General features: G+C 62.1%; 15 protein-coding genes. 10 read left to right on the forward strand and 5 right to left on the reverse strand.

The features are described 5' to 3' along the window. The first annotated feature begins 1 nt into the window (after position 1). The 10 genes from C515_RS0111920 (at position 2) to C515_RS22570 (ending at position 11,894) form a co-directional block, all read left to right on the forward strand. On the forward strand, positions 2-688 hold the full coding sequence (locus tag C515_RS0111920; protein ID WP_043649283.1) for a flagellar basal body L-ring protein FlgH: 687 nt from the start codon (positions 2-4) through the stop codon (positions 686-688). Between the two features lie 15 nt (positions 689-703). After that, a complete protein-coding gene (locus tag C515_RS0111925; RefSeq protein WP_028455725.1) occupies positions 704-1,768 on the forward strand; it encodes a flagellar basal body P-ring protein FlgI in 1,065 nt (354 codons plus the stop codon). 77 nt (positions 1,769-1,845) lie between these two features. Further along, positions 1,846-2,790: a flagellar assembly peptidoglycan hydrolase FlgJ gene (gene flgJ, locus C515_RS0111930; protein ID WP_028455726.1), complete on the forward strand. Its 945-nt coding sequence runs from the start codon at positions 1,846-1,848 to the stop codon at positions 2,788-2,790. 31 nt (positions 2,791-2,821) lie between these two features. Continuing rightward, a complete protein-coding gene (gene flgK / locus C515_RS0111935; protein ID WP_028455727.1) occupies positions 2,822-4,864 on the forward strand; it encodes a flagellar hook-associated protein FlgK in 2,043 nt (680 codons plus the stop codon). 20 nt (positions 4,865-4,884) lie between these two features. Next, positions 4,885-6,351 (forward strand): flagellar hook-associated protein FlgL, encoded by a 1,467-nt coding sequence (gene flgL, locus C515_RS0111940; RefSeq protein WP_028455728.1) that lies wholly within the window; start codon positions 4,885-4,887, stop codon positions 6,349-6,351. A gap of 127 nt (positions 6,352-6,478) precedes the next feature. After that, on the forward strand, positions 6,479-7,831 hold the full coding sequence (radA, locus tag C515_RS0111945; RefSeq protein WP_028455729.1) for a DNA repair protein RadA: 1,353 nt from the start codon (positions 6,479-6,481) through the stop codon (positions 7,829-7,831). A gap of 113 nt (positions 7,832-7,944) precedes the next feature. Beyond that, a complete protein-coding gene (gene trxA / locus C515_RS0111950) occupies positions 7,945-8,271 on the forward strand; it encodes a thioredoxin TrxA (protein WP_028455730.1) in 327 nt (108 codons plus the stop codon). A 209-nt stretch (positions 8,272-8,480) separates the two neighbouring features. Continuing rightward, positions 8,481-9,740 carry a transcription termination factor Rho gene (gene rho / locus C515_RS0111955; RefSeq protein ID WP_028455731.1) on the forward strand — a complete coding sequence of 420 codons (1,260 nt, stop codon included), beginning with the start codon at positions 8,481-8,483 and terminating at the stop codon, positions 9,738-9,740. 107 nt (positions 9,741-9,847) lie between these two features. After that, complete coding sequence (locus tag C515_RS0111960) at positions 9,848-10,105, forward strand: type B 50S ribosomal protein L31 (protein ID WP_028455732.1); 258 nt, start codon at positions 9,848-9,850, stop codon at positions 10,103-10,105. A 166-nt stretch (positions 10,106-10,271) separates the two neighbouring features. Next, positions 10,272-11,894, forward strand: a complete 1,623-nt coding sequence (locus tag C515_RS22570; protein WP_028455733.1) for an ArnT family glycosyltransferase — start codon at positions 10,272-10,274, stop codon at positions 11,892-11,894. Between the two features lie 46 nt (positions 11,895-11,940). Here the strand turns inward: C515_RS22570 and C515_RS20790 are convergent, their stop codons facing one another. The 5 genes from C515_RS20790 to C515_RS0111995 form a co-directional block, all read right to left on the reverse strand. Continuing rightward, on the reverse strand, positions 11,941-12,123 hold the full coding sequence (locus C515_RS20790) for a DUF3149 domain-containing protein (RefSeq protein WP_043649286.1): 183 nt from the start codon (positions 12,121-12,123) through the stop codon (positions 11,941-11,943). Between the two features lie 98 nt (positions 12,124-12,221). After that, positions 12,222-14,102, reverse strand: coding sequence for a sensor domain-containing diguanylate cyclase (locus C515_RS22575; RefSeq protein ID WP_051304881.1), 1,881 nt, complete (start codon positions 14,100-14,102; stop codon positions 12,222-12,224). A 220-nt stretch (positions 14,103-14,322) separates the two neighbouring features. Next, positions 14,323-14,817, reverse strand: coding sequence for a YajQ family cyclic di-GMP-binding protein (locus C515_RS0111985; RefSeq protein WP_028455734.1), 495 nt, complete (start codon positions 14,815-14,817; stop codon positions 14,323-14,325). 93 nt (positions 14,818-14,910) lie between these two features. After that, positions 14,911-15,222, reverse strand: coding sequence for a pyrimidine/purine nucleoside phosphorylase (ppnP, locus tag C515_RS0111990; RefSeq protein WP_028455735.1), 312 nt, complete (start codon positions 15,220-15,222; stop codon positions 14,911-14,913). A gap of 45 nt (positions 15,223-15,267) precedes the next feature. Then, a complete protein-coding gene (locus tag C515_RS0111995) occupies positions 15,268-15,465 on the reverse strand; it encodes a DUF2788 domain-containing protein (RefSeq protein ID WP_028455736.1) in 198 nt (65 codons plus the stop codon). Positions 15,466-15,537 lie beyond the last annotated feature (72 nt).

Genomic DNA, 15,537 nt, shown 5'->3' on the forward strand with positions numbered 1-15,537 from the left:
CATGATCCTTCGTTCCGAACTGTTCCGGCTGCCCCTTCTGCTGGCCTGTTGCGCCATGCTGGCGGCCTGCGCCGCTCCCAAAACCATCATCACCCAGCCCGTGAGCAGCCGCCCGCAGCCGCAGGCAACGGCCGAGACGAGCAATGGCGCGATTTTCCAGGCGGCGAATGCCAAGCTGCTGTTCGAAGAGCCGAATGCGCGCATGGTCGGCGACACCCTGCTGGTGCAGATCGAGGAAAACCTTACCGCCGCCAACAGCGCCAACAGCAAGACCAGTCGCGCCGGCACCATCGATGTCGCCGGCAATGCCAGCGCGCCGTACTTCCCGGGGGTGCTGGAAAAACTCTTCAATGCCACGATTACCGGCAGCAGTACCAATACCTTCGAGGGTGATGGCGAAACCAATGCCAGCAACCGTTTCCGCGGTTCCATCATGGTGACGGTGGTGAATGTGCTCCCCAACGGCAATCTGGTGGTGGGCGGCGAGAAGCAGGTTGCCATCAATGGCGAACTCAATACCGTGCGCCTGACGGGCGTGGTGAGTTCGCGCGACATCAAGGCTGGCAATACGGTGTCGTCGACGCGTGTCGCCGATGCGCGCCTGGAGCAGGTGGGCGAGGGGGCGATCAATGATTCGAACACCATGGGCTGGCTGCAGCGCTTCTTCCTGAGTGTCTGGCCGCTATAAACCAGGGGTATAACCATGCAGCCTTTTCTGAAAAAGGTTTTTCTGCTGATACTGTTGATGGTATCGGCGGTGGCGCAAGCCGATCGGGTTAAGGATCTGGCCACGCTGGCCGGCGTGCGCAACAACCAGCTGGTCGGCTATGGCCTGGTGGTGGGCCTGGATGGCAGCGGCGATCAGACCACGCAAACGCCGTTCACCGTGCAATCCGTCGTCAATATGCTGACCAATCTCGGGGTGCAGGTGCCGCCTGCCGGGAATCTGCAGCTCAAGAACGTGGCCGCGGTGACGGTGACGGCCACCCTGCCGCCCTTTGCCCGTCCGGGGCAGCCGCTGGATGTGACCGTATCGTCCATCGGCAATGCCAAGAGTCTGCGCGGTGGCACGCTGCTGATGGCGCCGCTGAAAGGCGCCGATGGCCAGATTTACGCCATGGCGCAGGGCAATCTGCTGGTGGCCAGCAATGGCGTCGTGGGTGGCGGCGCGGGCGCCCAGCCCAATCTGCTGGCAACCGGTCGCATTCCGGCTGGCGCGACCGTCGAGCGTGCGGTGCCGACCATGCTGGGCAATGGCGAGTATGTGCAGCTGGAGCTGATGCAGACCGACTTTGGCACGGCCAACCGCATGGTCACCGCCATCAATGCCCAGCTTGGGCCGGTTGCCGCCGCGCTGGATGGCCGTGTCATCCAGGTGCGCGCGCCGATGGACAGCAATCAGCGCGTGGCGTTTCTGGCTCGTCTGGAAAATGTCGAGCTTACGCCGGCGGCGGTCAGCCCCAAGGTGATCATCAATGCGCGTACCGGTTCGGTAGTGATGAACCAGGCGGTGCAGGTCGAGCCCTGCGCCGTGGCGCACGGTTCGCTGACCGTGACGGTGGCGCCGCAGCAGGGCGGCAATGCACCGGCAGCCAATGCCGGTGAGGCCGAGGTGGGTGGGGCGGTGCTGCGCTTTGGCAAGGCGGCCAGCCTCAACCAGGTGGTGCGCGCGCTCAATGCCGTCGGCGCCACGCCGCAGGATCTGCTGGCCATCCTGCAGGCCATGAAGTCGGCGGGCGCCCTGAAGGCGGAGCTGGAAATCATCTGATGACCGTCTGATCAAGGGCGGTCTGGCATTGGCATGCATCTTGCTCATCTGTTGGCAGCAACAGAAGGAGCACGACGATGCAAACAGCAGCAACAGCCAATCAGCTGGCCATTGACCCGCATGCACTGCGGGGACTGCACAGCGAATTGCGCAAGGATGGCAGCAAGGCCGCCGGCAAGGTGGCCGAGCAGTTTGCCGCCCTGCTGCTGCAGCAGATGCTCAGCAGCATGCGCGAGGCATCACCGCGCTTCTCCGAGGAAAGCAATACCGGCAGCCAGGATCTGTTTCGCAGCATGGGCGATCAGCAGCTGGCGCAGACCTGGTCATCCCAGCAGGGGCTGGGCGACAGCCTTGCCGCGATGATCCGCCGCCAGATCGAGCGGCAGCAAAATCCCGAATCACTGAATCAGGCGCGTGCAGTGCGTCCGGACCCCTTGCGCGTGGGCACCAGTCCGCTGCCGATGTCGGCTGCCGGTGCGGCAAAAGCTGCCGTGACGGCAAATTCCTCCGCTTCTGCCGGCGCCTCTGCCAGTGGCTTTGTGCAAGGCACCCAGGATTTCATCCTCAAGGTGCGTGATGCCGCCGCCGGTGCCGCGAAGAAGCTCGGTGTGAGCGCCGAGCTGCTGGTTGGGCATGCCGCGCTGGAAAGCGGCTGGGGCAAGCGCTCGATCAAGGACAGCCAGGGCAATGAAACCTGGAATCTGTTCGGCATCAAGGCTGGCTCCGGCTGGACCGGCAAGACCGCCGACGTGCTGACCACCGAATACGTGAATGGCGTGCCGCAGAAGCGGGTCGAGCGTTTCCGCGCCTACGACTCGCTGCAGGATGCCTTTGCCGATTACCAGTCGCTGCTGGAGCGCCGCTACAAGGGTGTGATCGGTGCGGGCAATGATGCCCGCCAGTTTGCCAGCGCGCTGGCTGCCGGTGGTTATGCCACGGCGCCGGATTATGCCAGCAAGGTGGTGGCCGTCGCCGGCTCGGTGCAGCAGCGCCTGGCGGCCCAGTCAAGAACACTCGGCTGATGCCGATAGCAGAACAAGCAGGAGTTAAATCATGGGTTCTTCCGTTTTTGGCATCGGTGTCTCCGGCCTCAATGCCGCCAATCTGGGCCTGACCACGACCGGTCACAATATCGCCAACGTCAATACCGATGGCTACTCCCGCCAGAATCTGCGCCAGAGCGCTCCGTATCCGCTGCTGGGTGGCAGCGGTTTTGTCGGCATGGGCGTGCGCGTCGACACCATTGCGCGCGTTTATGACCAGTTTCTGACTCGCAATGTGCAGCAGGCGCAAACGCAGGCCAGTTTCTACGACACCTATCTGTCGCACCTGAGCGAAATCGACAATATCGTGGCCGACCCGGATGCCGGTGTGTCGCCGGCCCTGCAGGATTTTTTCAGTTCGGTGCAGAACGTTGCCACCAATCCTTCCAACCTGCCTTCGCGCCAGCAGATGCTGGCGTCGGCCCAGACCATGCTCAGCCGCTATCAGGTGTTCGAACAGCGCCTGCAGGAGCAGCGCAACTCGCTGAATGGCGAAATCACCAATACGGTCAACAGCATCAATGCGCTGGCCAAGAATATTGCCGAGGTCAACAACCAGATCGCGCTGACCAATGGCGCCGGCCAGCCGGCCAACGACCTGCTCGACAAGCGCGACCAGCTGGTGCGCGACATGAACAAGCTGGTCAAGGCCACCACGCTCAATAACTCCGACGGCACGATCAATGTATTCATCGGCAGCGGCCAAAGCCTGGTGCTCGGCGGGCGCAGCGTGACCATGACGACTGCCCCGTCGCCCGCCGATCCGGAGCGTCTGGCCGTCGTGTATGACGATGGCAATAATCAGGTGGCCTTGCCCGATTCGCTGCTGACCGGTGGCGAGCTGGGGGCCTTGCTCGATTACCGCAACAAGGCGCTCGATCTGGCGCAGAACAGCCTCAACCGCATGGCGCTGGTCATGGCGCAAACCTTCAATGACCAGCATCAGGCGGGCATGGACCTGTACGGCAATCGCGGTGGCGATTTCTGGGATTACGGGTCGGTGACCATTCCCTCGATTCCGCCAACGGTGCCGCCGACGAATGTGACGCCCCCGGCGATCGGGCGCATCGGCAGCAACACCAACAACACCGGCACTGCAACCATGTCCGGTTACATCGCCGATGTCAGCCAGCTGACCACCAGCGATTACGAGGTGCTCTACGATGGAACCAATTACGTGCTGACGCGCCTGAGCGACAACGCCAAGGAAGTCATCCCGGCGGGCAATATGGAGGCGGGTGTGAATACCCAGGATGGGCTCTTCCTGCAGATCACGCCCGGCCTGGCCCTGCCCGGTGACCGCTTTATGGTGCAGCCGACCAAGGGCTTCATCAATTCGCTGCGCGTCGGTATCAGCGACCCGCGCGAAATCGCTGCTGCCGGCCTCGTGAATGCCACACCGGACAAGAACAACACCGGCACCATCAAGGTTTTCCAGCCCGAAGTCGACCCGCGCACCAACAGCACGACGGATACCCCGATCCATCCCGATCTGCTGACCGATCTGAATTCGGTGCCCAAGCTGTCCTATACGCTGATTTTCAATGGCACGCCGGGCGCCATCACCTATGAAATCTATGATTCGGCAAATCTGCCGCCGGCGGCGCCGGTGCAGGCCGCCCAGCCTTATACGGCGGGCGCCAAGATCAGTTTTCACGGTTGGTCGATGAAGGTGGATGGTCAGCCCGCAGCGGGCGACAAGATTACGGTCAGCCCGAACACGGCCACCGGCAATGCCGACAACCGCAATGCGCTGGCGCTGGCTTCCCTGCAGACCACGCGCATCATGGATGGCCAAAATGCCACCTACCAGGAGGCGTATGGCCGCATGGTCGCCACCATCGGCACCCAGACCAACGAGGCCGACATCATGGCCAAGGCGCAGGGCACGGTGCTCTCGCAAGCCGAGCAATCCCGCGATTCGGTGTCCGCCGTCAACCTGGATGAAGAGGCCGCCAACCTGCTGCGTTACCAGCAGGCTTACCAGGCTGCCAGCAAGGTGATCCAGATCGCCCAGCAGGCCTTCCAGGAAATCATCAATATCGGACGCTGATAGGCAAAAAGGAGTCTGACATGCGTGTAGCGACCACCACCATTTACCAGCTGGGTGCGCAAAACCTGCAACGGCACATTGCCGACCAGGCCAAGCTGCAGAACCAGCTGAGCACGGGCCGGCGCGTGCTGAGCCCGGCCGACGATCCGATTGCCTCGGCGCGCGCACTGGAAATCACCCAGGCGCAGAGCCTCAACGGCCAGTACAGCGTCAACAGCGATTCCGCGGATTCGGCGCTGCGCATGACCGAGGAATCGCTGCAGCAGGTTACGACGCTGATCCAGAATGTGCAGCAGCTGGCGGTCAATGCCGGTAATCCAACGCTGACGGCAGTCGAGAAAAAGATGCTCGACAGCGAATTGCAGGGGCGCTATCAGGAGCTGATGGCGCTGGCCAACTCGACCGATGGCACCGGCCTCTACCTGTTTTCCGGTTTCGCCGGCTCGACCAAGCCGTTTACCGAAACCAGCTTCGGCAATGTGACCTACAACGGTGACGACGGTCAGCGGCTGGTGCAGATTTCCGCATCGCGCAACATTCCGGTCTCCGAATCCGGCAACGATGTCTTCAACCGCATCAAGAACGGCAACGGTACCTTCGTGACCGCCCAGGCCGACGCGGGGGCTCCCAGCTTCACGCCGACCAACAAGGGCAGCGGCATCATCAGCCCGGGGGAAGTGCTTGACCCGGTGAAGTGGAACGACGTCAGCAACCCCAAGGATTACCGCATCAAGTTCCACTGGACCGAAAATCCGGCCCAGCCGAACAAGCCCAACATTACCTACGACATCATCTACAACCGCCAGTTCGACCCGGTGACCGGGGCGGCCGATCCGAACTTCGGCGTGTCGATGCTTGATGGCATGGCCAATGCGGATACCCGCACGACCGCGAGCGCCAACTCGATCACGACCCTGCGCCCCTATGTGCCCGGTGGTGACATCGAGTTCAAGGCGCTGCCGACCGACCCGGCTGGCGCACCGCCCATTGCCGGCTGGGATGCTGGCATCAAGATGTCGATCAGCGGTACGCCGCTGCAGATCGATCCGAATACCAAGATTCCGCTGCCGGTGGGGGCAACCGAAGGCGGGGCTGACGAGTTTACCGTCAAGGCCAGCACCAATGTGGACCTGTTCACCAACCTGGCCGATCTGTCCCGGGCCCTGAACGCCTACAAGACCGACGGCACCGGAACCGGCCAGGCGGCCTTCCAGAATCAGCTCAATACCGCGCTGTCCAATCTGTCGAACTCGCTGACCAATGTGCTGACCGTGCAGGCGAATATCGGTGCGCGCATGAATGAAACCGATTCGGTGCGCAACACCAACGAAGACCTGAATCTGCAATACGCGACCACGCTGAAGGATCTGCGCGATCTCGATTACGCGGCGGCGGTGAGCGACTTTGCGCAGAACCAGACGGTGCTCGACGCCGCGCGCCAGTCCTTTGCCAAGGTGCAGGGCTTGAGCCTGTTCCAGTATATTTGATGTCTTGTTGGGTATGTGACTGTAGCCATTCGTCTTGATTGGCTATAGGGTTATACGTGCCTTGGTATTTGTCTGGTCAATGCGGCCGCATGGTGATGCCATGCGGCCATTTCGTTGTGGAGTGTCAATGGCAAAAAACCGGGTGATGTTCAGTTGCCAGGAGTGCGGCGCCCAGTCACCGAAGTGGCAGGGGCAATGTCCGGGTTGTGGTGCCTGGAATACCTTGCAGGAAAGTCTGGTGAAGGAGGCCGCGCCCAGCCGTTTTCAGTCGCTGGCCGCCGATGGCGCCATCCGCCAGCTGGCCGAGGTCGACGCCACCGAGCTGCCGCGCACGCCGACCGGTCTGCAGGAGCTGGACCGCGTATTGGGCGGTGGCCTCGTGCCCGGCGGCGTGGTGCTGATTGGCGGTGATCCGGGCATCGGCAAGTCGACCTTGCTGTTGCAGGCGCTGACGCGGCTGGCCGAAGCGCACCGCGTGCTGTATGTGTCCGGCGAGGAATCGGCGCAGCAGATTGCGCTGCGCGCCAAGCGGCTGGACCTCAGCGCCGCGCGCGTCGCGCTGTTTGCCGAAATCGGCCTGGAAACCATCCTGCAGGCGCTGGAAAAGGAAAAGCCGCGGGTTGCCGTCATCGATTCGATCCAGACGGTTTACACCGATGCGCTTTCGAGTGCGCCAGGCAGCGTCGCGCAGGTGCGCGAATGCGCGGCGCAGCTCACCCGCTTTGCCAAGCGCACCGGCACCACCATTCTGCTGGTCGGTCACGTGACCAAGGAGGGGGCGCTGGCCGGCCCCCGCGTGCTCGAACACATTGTCGATGCCGTGCTGTATTTCGAAGGCGACACGCATTCGAGCTTCCGGCTGATCCGTGCCATCAAGAACCGCTTTGGCGCGGTCAACGAGCTGGGCGTTTTCGCGATGACCGACAAGGGTCTGCGTGAAGTGACCAATCCGTCGGCGCTCTTCCTGTCACAGCATCGCGAGCCGGTGGCGGGTTCCTGCGTGCTGGTGACCCAGGAAGGGACGCGCCCCCTGCTGGTCGAGGTGCAGGCGCTCGTTGATGACGCGCACGCGCCGCAGCCGCGGCGACTGGCTGTCGGCATCGAGCAGAACCGGCTGGCGTTATTGCTGGCCGTGTTGCACCGCCACGCCGGCATTGCCGCCTTTGATCAGGACGTGTTCATCAACGCCGTCGGGGGCGTGCGCATCAGCGAGCCCGCAGCCGATCTGGCTGTCCTGCTGGCGATCGTCTCCAGCCTGAAAGACCGGCCCTTGCCGGAAAAGCTGGTGGTATTCGGCGAGGTGGGGCTGGCTGGGGAGGTAAGACCGGTGCAGCGCGGGCAGGAGCGCTTGCGCGAGGCGGCCAAGCTGGGGTTTACCCATGCCATCGTGCCCAAGGCCAACCGGCCGCGCCAGCCCATCGACGGCATGCAGGTGACTGTGGTCGAGCGTCTGGCCGATGCCGTAGATGCGGCCCTGTAGGGTGCGCCTATCGTGGTCATAGCCATGATTGTTGGAAAAAAGCGCTTGAAGCCGGTTAAAATGCCCTCAGTTTTAGCCTTGTGCTGTTCAAATTCATCGCCTGGAGATCCGTAATGAGCGACAAAATCCTGCAACTGACCGATGCTTCCTTCGACACCGATGTGCTGCAGGCCAAGGGCCCCGTGCTGGTTGACTACTGGGCCGAGTGGTGCGGTCCCTGCAAGATGATTGCGCCGATTCTGGATGAAATTGCCGGCGAATATGCCGACCGCCTTACCGTTGGCAAGCTCAATATCGACCAGAACCAGGCTACGCCGCCCAAGTTCGGCATCCGCGGCATTCCGACGCTGATGCTGTTTGTCGATGGTGAAGTCAAGGCGACCAAGGTGGGCGCGCTCTCCAAGTCGCAGCTGGTGGCCTTCCTGGACGCCAATCTCTAAGTGGTTTCCGAGGATCTCGTTGCCTTCGCGCCGCCTGGTGTCGGGCGCGGCGAGATCGATAGCGGACTTGAGCCTGTGCCGAAGTCCGATTGACAGGGTGGCCCGCCAGGGCTAACCTTGCCATACCGTTCCACACGGCGAACGTTCTGTTCGCCGTTGTCATTTCCGTGACGCGCTTCCCCCCTTCCTCCCGAGCATACCTTTACATCATGCGTTTATCCGACCTCAAAAAGCTCCATGTGTCCGAGCTGATCGAAATGGCGACCGCCAACGAGATCGACGGCGCCAACCGGATGCGCAAGCAGGATCTGCTGTTTGCCATTCTGAAAAATCAGGCCAAGAAAGGGGAGACCATCTTCGGGGATGGCACGCTGGAAGTGCTGCCGGACGGTTTCGGCTTTCTGCGCAGTCCGGATACCTCCTATCTGGCCGGCCCGGATGACATCTACATCAGCCCGAGCCAGATCCGCCGTTTCAATCTGCATACCGGCGATACCGTCGAAGGCGAGATCCGCACCCCCAAGGATGGCGAGCGCTATGTGGCGCTGGTCAAGGTGGACAAGATCAATGGCGAGCCACCGGAAAACGCCAAGAACAAGATTCTCTTTGAAAACCTGACGCCGCTGTTCCCGAACGAGCGCCTGCGCCTCGAGCGCGACATCCGCGCTGAAGAGAACACCACGGGCCGCCTGATCGACCTGATGGCGCCCATCGGCAAGGGGCAGCGGGCCCTGCTGGTGGCGCCGCCCAAGTCGGGCAAGACCGTGATGCTGCAGCATATCGCGCATGCCATCACCGCCAATCATCCGGAAGTCGAGCTGATCGTGCTGCTGATCGACGAACGTCCGGAAGAAGTGACGGAAATGCAGCGTTCCGTGAAGGGCGAGGTGGTGTCGTCCACCTTTGACGAACCCGCCATGCGGCATGTGCAGGTCGCCGAAATGGTCATCGAGAAGGCCAAGCGCCTCGTCGAGCACAAGCGCGATGTGGTCATCCTGCTCGATTCGATCACCCGTCTGGCGCGCGCCTACAACACCGTGGTGCCGGCCTCCGGCAAGGTGCTGACCGGCGGCGTGGACGCCAATGCGCTGCAGCGCCCCAAGCGCTTCTTTGGTGCTGCGCGCAATATCGAGGAAGGCGGCAGCCTCACCATCATCGCCACGGCGCTGATCGATACCGGCAGCCGCATGGATGACGTCATCTACGAAGAATTCAAGGGCACGGGCAACAACGAAATCCACCTGGATCGCCGCATGGCCGAGAAGCGGATCTTCCCGGCGATCAACATCAACCGCTCCGGCACCCGCAAGGAAGAGTTGCTGATCGAGCAGGACCAGCTGCAAAAGATCTGGGTGCTCAGAAAGCTGCTCTATCCGATGGATGATCTGGAAGCGATGGAATTCCTGATGGACAAGATCAAGGCCACGAAGACCAATGATCAGTTCTTCGATTCCATGCGCGGGCGCTGAGCGCCAGGCCGGAATGCATGACGCTTGCCTTGCGCATCCTGCCCGTGTGATAATCCGCGTTTTGCGTCGGCACAACCCCGGCGCGCTATAGCCAAAGGACCTTAACGATGAAGCCCGGTATCCACCCCGAATACAATGAAGTGATCTTTTTCGACGCCAGCGTTGATTTCAAGTTTCTGACCCGCACCACCATGAAGGTACGCGGCAGCGAAACCATGAAGTGGACCGACGGCAAGGAATACCCGGTCGTGCGTCTGGACGTTTCTTCCGAATCGCACCCCTTCTACACCGGCAAGCAAAAGATCGTCGATACCGCCGGCCGTATCGAGAAATTCAACCAGAAGTTCAATATGTATCGCCGCTAAGCGCAGCGCATGCAGGAAAAAGCAGCCTATGTGGCTGCTTTTTTTTTCAGTAGCCGCAGCCGGCTCCCTGGCCTGCCTGCCCGATTGCTGGCGGCCGCTCATCCGGTGTGAGTGGATCGCTAAGGTGATGGCAGGGTATCAGGCTGTGACCTAATGGATTAAAGTGATGCTGACGTATACCCCATCATCGACGGTCTCTGCTCCCGCTCCGCTCCAGCCTGCCGACAAGCCCTGGCTGCTGATTGCCCTGTGCCTGTTGTGGGCCTTGCCGGGTCTGGTCGGGCACGACCCCTGGAAGCCGGCCGAAAACCAGACGCTGGCAGTGGTCATGCACATGCTGCGCAGCGGTGACTGGTTGCTGCCGCAAATTGCCGGTGTGGCCGACCTGGATCAGGGACCGCTGTATTTCTGGCTGGGGGCCTTGCTCGCCAGAGTGCTGGGCGAGCTGGGCTTGCCTGCCCATGATGCGGTGCGCCTGTCAACCGGCCTCTGGATGGTGCTGGGCATGTGGGGTATCGGGCTGGCCGCGCACGAGCTTTATGGCAAGCGGGCGGGAAGGGTGGCCGTGGTCATCCTTATTGGTTGTCTTGGTCTGCTGCAGTGGGGGCACCACGCTTCCCCGGGTGTGCTGATGGTCTGCGGCATGGCCTGGCTGGCCTATGCCCTGGTCGTGGTCAACCGCCGACCCTTCAAATCCGGTGTGGCGCTGGCCTTTGCGCTGGTTGTGTTCGGTATCGGCATTTCCTTTGCCGAGGTGGTACTGGCGCTGCTGTGCTTTCTGCTGGTCTGGCTGCTGGCCGAGCGCAAGAAGCCCGGCCTGTTCAGCCTGCTGGTCGCCCTGCTGATCGCCGCTCCCTTGCTGGCGATCTGGCCGGTGGCACTACTGCAACACGCGCCTGACGCCGGTTTGCTCTGGTGGTCGCAGCATGTGCTGGGCGCCTTTGGCGGCATGCAGGAGATCCGCTTCCTGCACGATTTTGGTTTTCTGACCGGCATCATCGTCTGGTTTGCCTGGCCTGCCTTGCCGCTGGCCATCTGGGCGCTGTGGTTGAACCGGGCTGTGCTGTTCAGCCAGCCACTGTGGCGCAATCAATTGCTGATTCTTGCCTTGCTGGTGCTCTATGTCGTGCTGGCCGGGCGGCCTTCCGAACTCCTGGCGCTGCTGCTGCTGATTCCGCTGGCGCTGCTGGCAGCCGGGGCGGTCGATGATCTGCGCCGGGGCGCAGCGCAGGCGCTCAACTGGTTTGCCATTGCCACCTTTGGAACCGGTACGCTGCTGCTCTGGGGGGGCTGGCTGCTGATGCGCTACGAGCTGGCGCCCTTGCGCGGGGAGTTGCAGCAGTACGGTGGCGGCGGCATGCCCGGTGCGGGCTGGTCAACACTGTGTGCGTTCCTGCTGACGGCGTTGTGGATCTTGCTGTTGATGCGCCGCCACCCCTGGGGGCGACGCTCGGTCACGAACTGGGCTTGCGGCATGACACTGACCTGGGCCGTGTTCATCAGTCTGTGGCAAAACTGGCTGGACGAGGGCAAGAGTTATCGCGCCGTGGCCGAGGCGGTCGGCCAGCGGGTGCAGGCAGGCTGCCTCGATGTCGCGGCCATCAGCGAGGCGCCGCGTGCCGCGCTGGCGTACTTTACCGCCTTGCCCTTGCGCAGCGACGGCGGTGCCTGTGCCTACCGCCTGACTGCTTCACCGCAAGAAGGTGTGGGCGGCCAGCTGTTGTGGGATGGCGCGCGCCCACACGAACGCCGCGAGCATTTCTATCTGTACAGGATGGGCGCGAACTGACAAAGGCTGGAGGGGGGGGGCATGTGGTGCCCCCTCAATGCCTTGCTCAGTGTTTCCGGGCTGCCGCTTCTTCCTGCTCGCGTTGTGCTGCAGCGGCCGTGTCTTCCCGGACATGGCGGCGCACAAAGAGAAAGATGTAGACCGCCATCACCAGAATGAACACGATGGTGAAGAGCGACAGCAGGCCGATGTCGGACGTGAACAGCGCTTGCAGCGGGGTATTTTCCATGGTGTGCTCCAGGGCCTTTGGGCCGTTATGCGGATCATGCGCATATCATTTTCCCAACCGGTCCACCATGGCTTGATCAAGGTCAAGCCGTGCCCTGTTTACTCGCCGGGCGGTTCTTCTCCCGTATCCACGCAAACCTGGTTGCGTCCCTGGTGTTTGGCCTGATACAGCGCCTTGTCGGCGCGCTTGAGCAGATCGCTGATCGACTCGTCGGCAAAACCGAGTTCCGCCACGCCGACGCTGGTCGTGAAGCGGATGCGGTGTCCCTCGCTGGTGGCCACGACATGGCTTTCAATGGCGCTGCGCAGGCGTTCGGCCGCATCCATCGTGTGCGGCAGACCGGTTTCCGGCAGGAGGATGGCGAATTCCTCGCCCCCCATGCGCGCGATCAGGTCGGTATCGCGCAGGCAGCTGCGGGCGACCGTCGCAATGGCCTGGATGACCTGGTCGCCAGCGGCGTGCCCGAAGGAGTCATTGATCTGTTTGAAGAAGTCGATATCGAGCATCATCAGTGACAGCGGGTGCCGATAGCGGCGCGCGCGCTGCAGCTCTGCCTCGCTGCGCTCCATGAAATGGGCGCGGTTGGCCAGGCCGGACAGGCCATCGGTCGTGGCGCGGCGCTTCAGTTCTTCCTCCAGGCGCTTGCGTTCAGTGATGTCGTTCACGCCGATCACCACCACGGGCTGGTCACTGATGGTCACTACCGAAATCGACAGCGTGGCCCACAGCGGCAGGCCGTCGTGGCGCTTGAGCACGATTTCGACATTGTGCGCCGGTTCACCCTGCTGGGCGTAGTACACCAGATCGAGGAACTGCACGCGATCCTGGAAGAAATCGAAGGCGCGCATCGAGAGCGCCGCAGCCTGCGGCAGATCGAAGAGCTGGGCGGCCTGCTGGTTGATGTAGGTGACGAAATGGTCTGGCAGTCTGGCCAGCATCAGGGCGACCGGCGTTGTTTCAATGACCTGGCGAAAGCGGTTTTCACTGGCCTGCAGCTTCAGCTCCTTGTTGCGCAGGCTGCGGGTCAGCCGATGCGAGCGCCAGAAGAAAAAGCTCATCAGCAGTGCCATGCCGAGCAGGATGATGCCACCGGCCAGATAAGCGGTGGCAGCGTTTTTCCAGCTGCGCAGGTAATCGGGCGAGGCCGCGCTGACCAGCAGGCGCAGCGGCGTGCCGGCGATGGCGCGATAACTGATGATGCGTGTGCCGTCCGGGTGGTAGGCAAATTCGGTAATCGTTTCCGCCTCGCCCTGGGTGGCCAGCGTGGCGAGGATTTCGGCATTCGGGCTGAAGGGCATGCTGGCCGAATCGTGGGTGCGCCCGCCGAGGCTGGCGATGGTGCGGCCCTGGCCGTCGATGAGCTCGATCACGGCCTGCTCGCCCAGCTCGCTGCTGGCAAACAGTTGCTGGAAGTACGCGCTCGACAGGCTGGCGACCAGCAGGCCGGCGAAGTCGCCGTTATCGTCCTCGATGCGGTTGATGACCAGCAGGCTGGCAGGCACCGAGCGGCTTTCCGGGCGCTGTACCAGAAACTGGCGTGCCAGGTAGCGGTTGTTGCGCAGCGTGGCGACGTCATCGACGCTCAAGGCAATGTGCGTGTCCGCGCTGTCGAGCGCTTCGTGGCTGAGCTGGCCGTCCGGGGCGATCAGCGCGATATTGCTGATCTGGCGCACGAGGGTCAGCTTGTCCAGCAGCAAGCCCTGCAGGGCCTTGTGCTGCTCTTCGGGCAATGGTGCGCCCGACAGCTCCGCGCTGCCGATGCGGTTGCCGACATCGGTAAGCAGCAGATTGATCTGTGCCATGGTGCTGCTGATGCGGCTTTCCAGAATGGCCGACTGGGTGCGTGTTGCGGCCAGGGCGTGATTCTGGGCATTCCTGAATGACTGGTTGACTTGCAGGCCGAGAATGAGCACCACGCCGGCGCAGAAGAGCAGGGCCAGCGCGGTGATGATCCACGGGGGGCGACGGGTCCAGTTCATGGTGCGATGCCGGTATGGCGGCCTGTAAAGCGGTCATTCACTGCGTTCTTCTCCTTGCCGACTGGGTGCGCATGCCTTGTGCCTGCTCGTGCAGCGGACCGGCACGTATCCGCCAGGCGCATCAGCAGGTTCTAACTATAGTTGCTGACGGGCGCGGCAGGGTGGCGCCCGTCGGTTGCGGTCGGCAGGGAGGCTCCGGCATGATCGCCCGGCGGGCCGCTCAGTCGCGGAAGTTCTGATATTGCAGCGGGAAGTCGGTGATGCTCTTGCGCACCAGTGCAATCACTTCCTGCAGCGTATCGCGCTTGGCGCCGGTGACGCGTACGGCGTCGCCCTGAATGGCGGCCTGGACCTTGAGCTTGTTGTCCTTGATCAGCTTGATGATCTTCTTGGCCAGCTCCTGATCGATGCCTGCCCGGATTTTCAGGTCCTGCTTGACCTTGTTGCCCGAGACTTTCTGCACGTCCTGGGCGTCCAGGCGCTTGCTGCTGTCGGGTTCTTTCTTTTCCATGGCCGGAAAGAGCAGGTCCTTGATCTGGTCGAGCTGGAATTCCGAATCGCCATGAATGGTGATGATTTCATTCTTTTCCTGCAGCTCGACTTTTGCGCTGGTGCCCTTGAAGTCATAACGGTTGACGATGGCGCGTTCGGCCACATCAATCGCATTTTTCAGGGCAACCATATCCACTTCCGAGGTGATGTCAAACGAAGGCATGGAGCACTCCCATCCGAAAATTAGCATCCAAAATTAAGCGGTAGAACGGCAAAGAGCCGCATGCAGCGGCTCTTGCAGGCAGGCCGAAGCGGCTTAGCCGAAATGGCAGACGTAGTGCAGCGTGTCGCTCACTTCGATTTCGAAGCTGGAGTCGCCCGGTACGCTGAACGACTGGCCGCCGGTATAGGTGGTGGCCGCGCTTTCGCCGGCCAGCTTCACCGTGCAGGTGCCGGCGATCAGCTCCATGATTTCCGGAGCGCCGGTGTTGAATACCAGCTTGGACGGCAGGATGACGCCCACGGACTTGCGGGTGCCGTCGGCCAGCAGCACGGTGTGGCTGACGCACTTGCCGTCGAAGTAGACATTGGCTTGCTTGAGTACGGATACGTTGTCGAACTGGCTCATGATGGTCTCGTAAATGGCTGGAATGGCAGGGCTGGAATGGCGGGGTTACTGCAGCACTTCGGTCAGGATGGTCTTGGCGATAAAGCCGAACATCCCGAAGCCGAGCACGAACAGCAGGATCAGAAAGCCTTTCTTGCCGGCCTTGGATTCCTTGGCCAGCTTGTAAATGATGAAAAACATGTACAGCATCAGGCCGGTGCACAGCACGATCACCGAAGTCGAGGCAAATTGTTCTTCGCTCATGGGTATGTGTCTAAAGGCTTTGATCGGTAATGGTTAGGGGGTCATACCCCGGTATGCGCCGGGGCGTTCCAC

Source organism: Chitinilyticum litopenaei DSM 21440 (genome assembly GCF_000428145.1).
GTDB lineage: Bacteria > Pseudomonadota > Gammaproteobacteria > Burkholderiales > Chitinibacteraceae > Chitinilyticum > Chitinilyticum litopenaei.

Bases quoted from the DNA above. Each gene is read 5' to 3' on its own strand.
- C515_RS0111920 (WP_043649283.1), top strand. From the start codon at position 2: ATGATCCTTCGTTCCGAACTGTTCCGGCTGCCCCTTCTGCTGGCCTGT.
- C515_RS0111925 (WP_028455725.1), top strand. From the start codon at position 704: ATGCAGCCTTTTCTGAAAAAGGTTTTTCTGCTGATACTGTTGATGGTA.
- flgJ (WP_028455726.1), top strand. From the start codon at position 1,846: ATGCAAACAGCAGCAACAGCCAATCAGCTGGCCATTGACCCGCATGCA.
- flgK (WP_028455727.1), top strand. From the start codon at position 2,822: ATGGGTTCTTCCGTTTTTGGCATCGGTGTCTCCGGCCTCAATGCCGCC.
- flgL (WP_028455728.1), top strand. From the start codon at position 4,885: ATGCGTGTAGCGACCACCACCATTTACCAGCTGGGTGCGCAAAACCTG.
- radA (WP_028455729.1), top strand. From the start codon at position 6,479: ATGGCAAAAAACCGGGTGATGTTCAGTTGCCAGGAGTGCGGCGCCCAG.
- trxA (WP_028455730.1), top strand. From the start codon at position 7,945: ATGAGCGACAAAATCCTGCAACTGACCGATGCTTCCTTCGACACCGAT.
- rho (WP_028455731.1), top strand. From the start codon at position 8,481: ATGCGTTTATCCGACCTCAAAAAGCTCCATGTGTCCGAGCTGATCGAA.
- C515_RS0111960 (WP_028455732.1), top strand. From the start codon at position 9,848: ATGAAGCCCGGTATCCACCCCGAATACAATGAAGTGATCTTTTTCGAC.
- C515_RS22570 (WP_028455733.1), top strand. From the start codon at position 10,272: ATGCTGACGTATACCCCATCATCGACGGTCTCTGCTCCCGCTCCGCTC.
- C515_RS20790 (WP_043649286.1), bottom strand. From the start codon at position 12,123: ATGGAAAATACCCCGCTGCAAGCGCTGTTCACGTCCGACATCGGCCTG.
- C515_RS22575 (WP_051304881.1), bottom strand. From the start codon at position 14,102: ATGAACTGGACCCGTCGCCCCCCGTGGATCATCACCGCGCTGGCCCTG.
- C515_RS0111985 (WP_028455734.1), bottom strand. From the start codon at position 14,817: ATGCCTTCGTTTGACATCACCTCGGAAGTGGATATGGTTGCCCTGAAA.
- ppnP (WP_028455735.1), bottom strand. From the start codon at position 15,222: ATGAGCCAGTTCGACAACGTATCCGTACTCAAGCAAGCCAATGTCTAC.
- C515_RS0111995 (WP_028455736.1), bottom strand. From the start codon at position 15,465: ATGAGCGAAGAACAATTTGCCTCGACTTCGGTGATCGTGCTGTGCACC.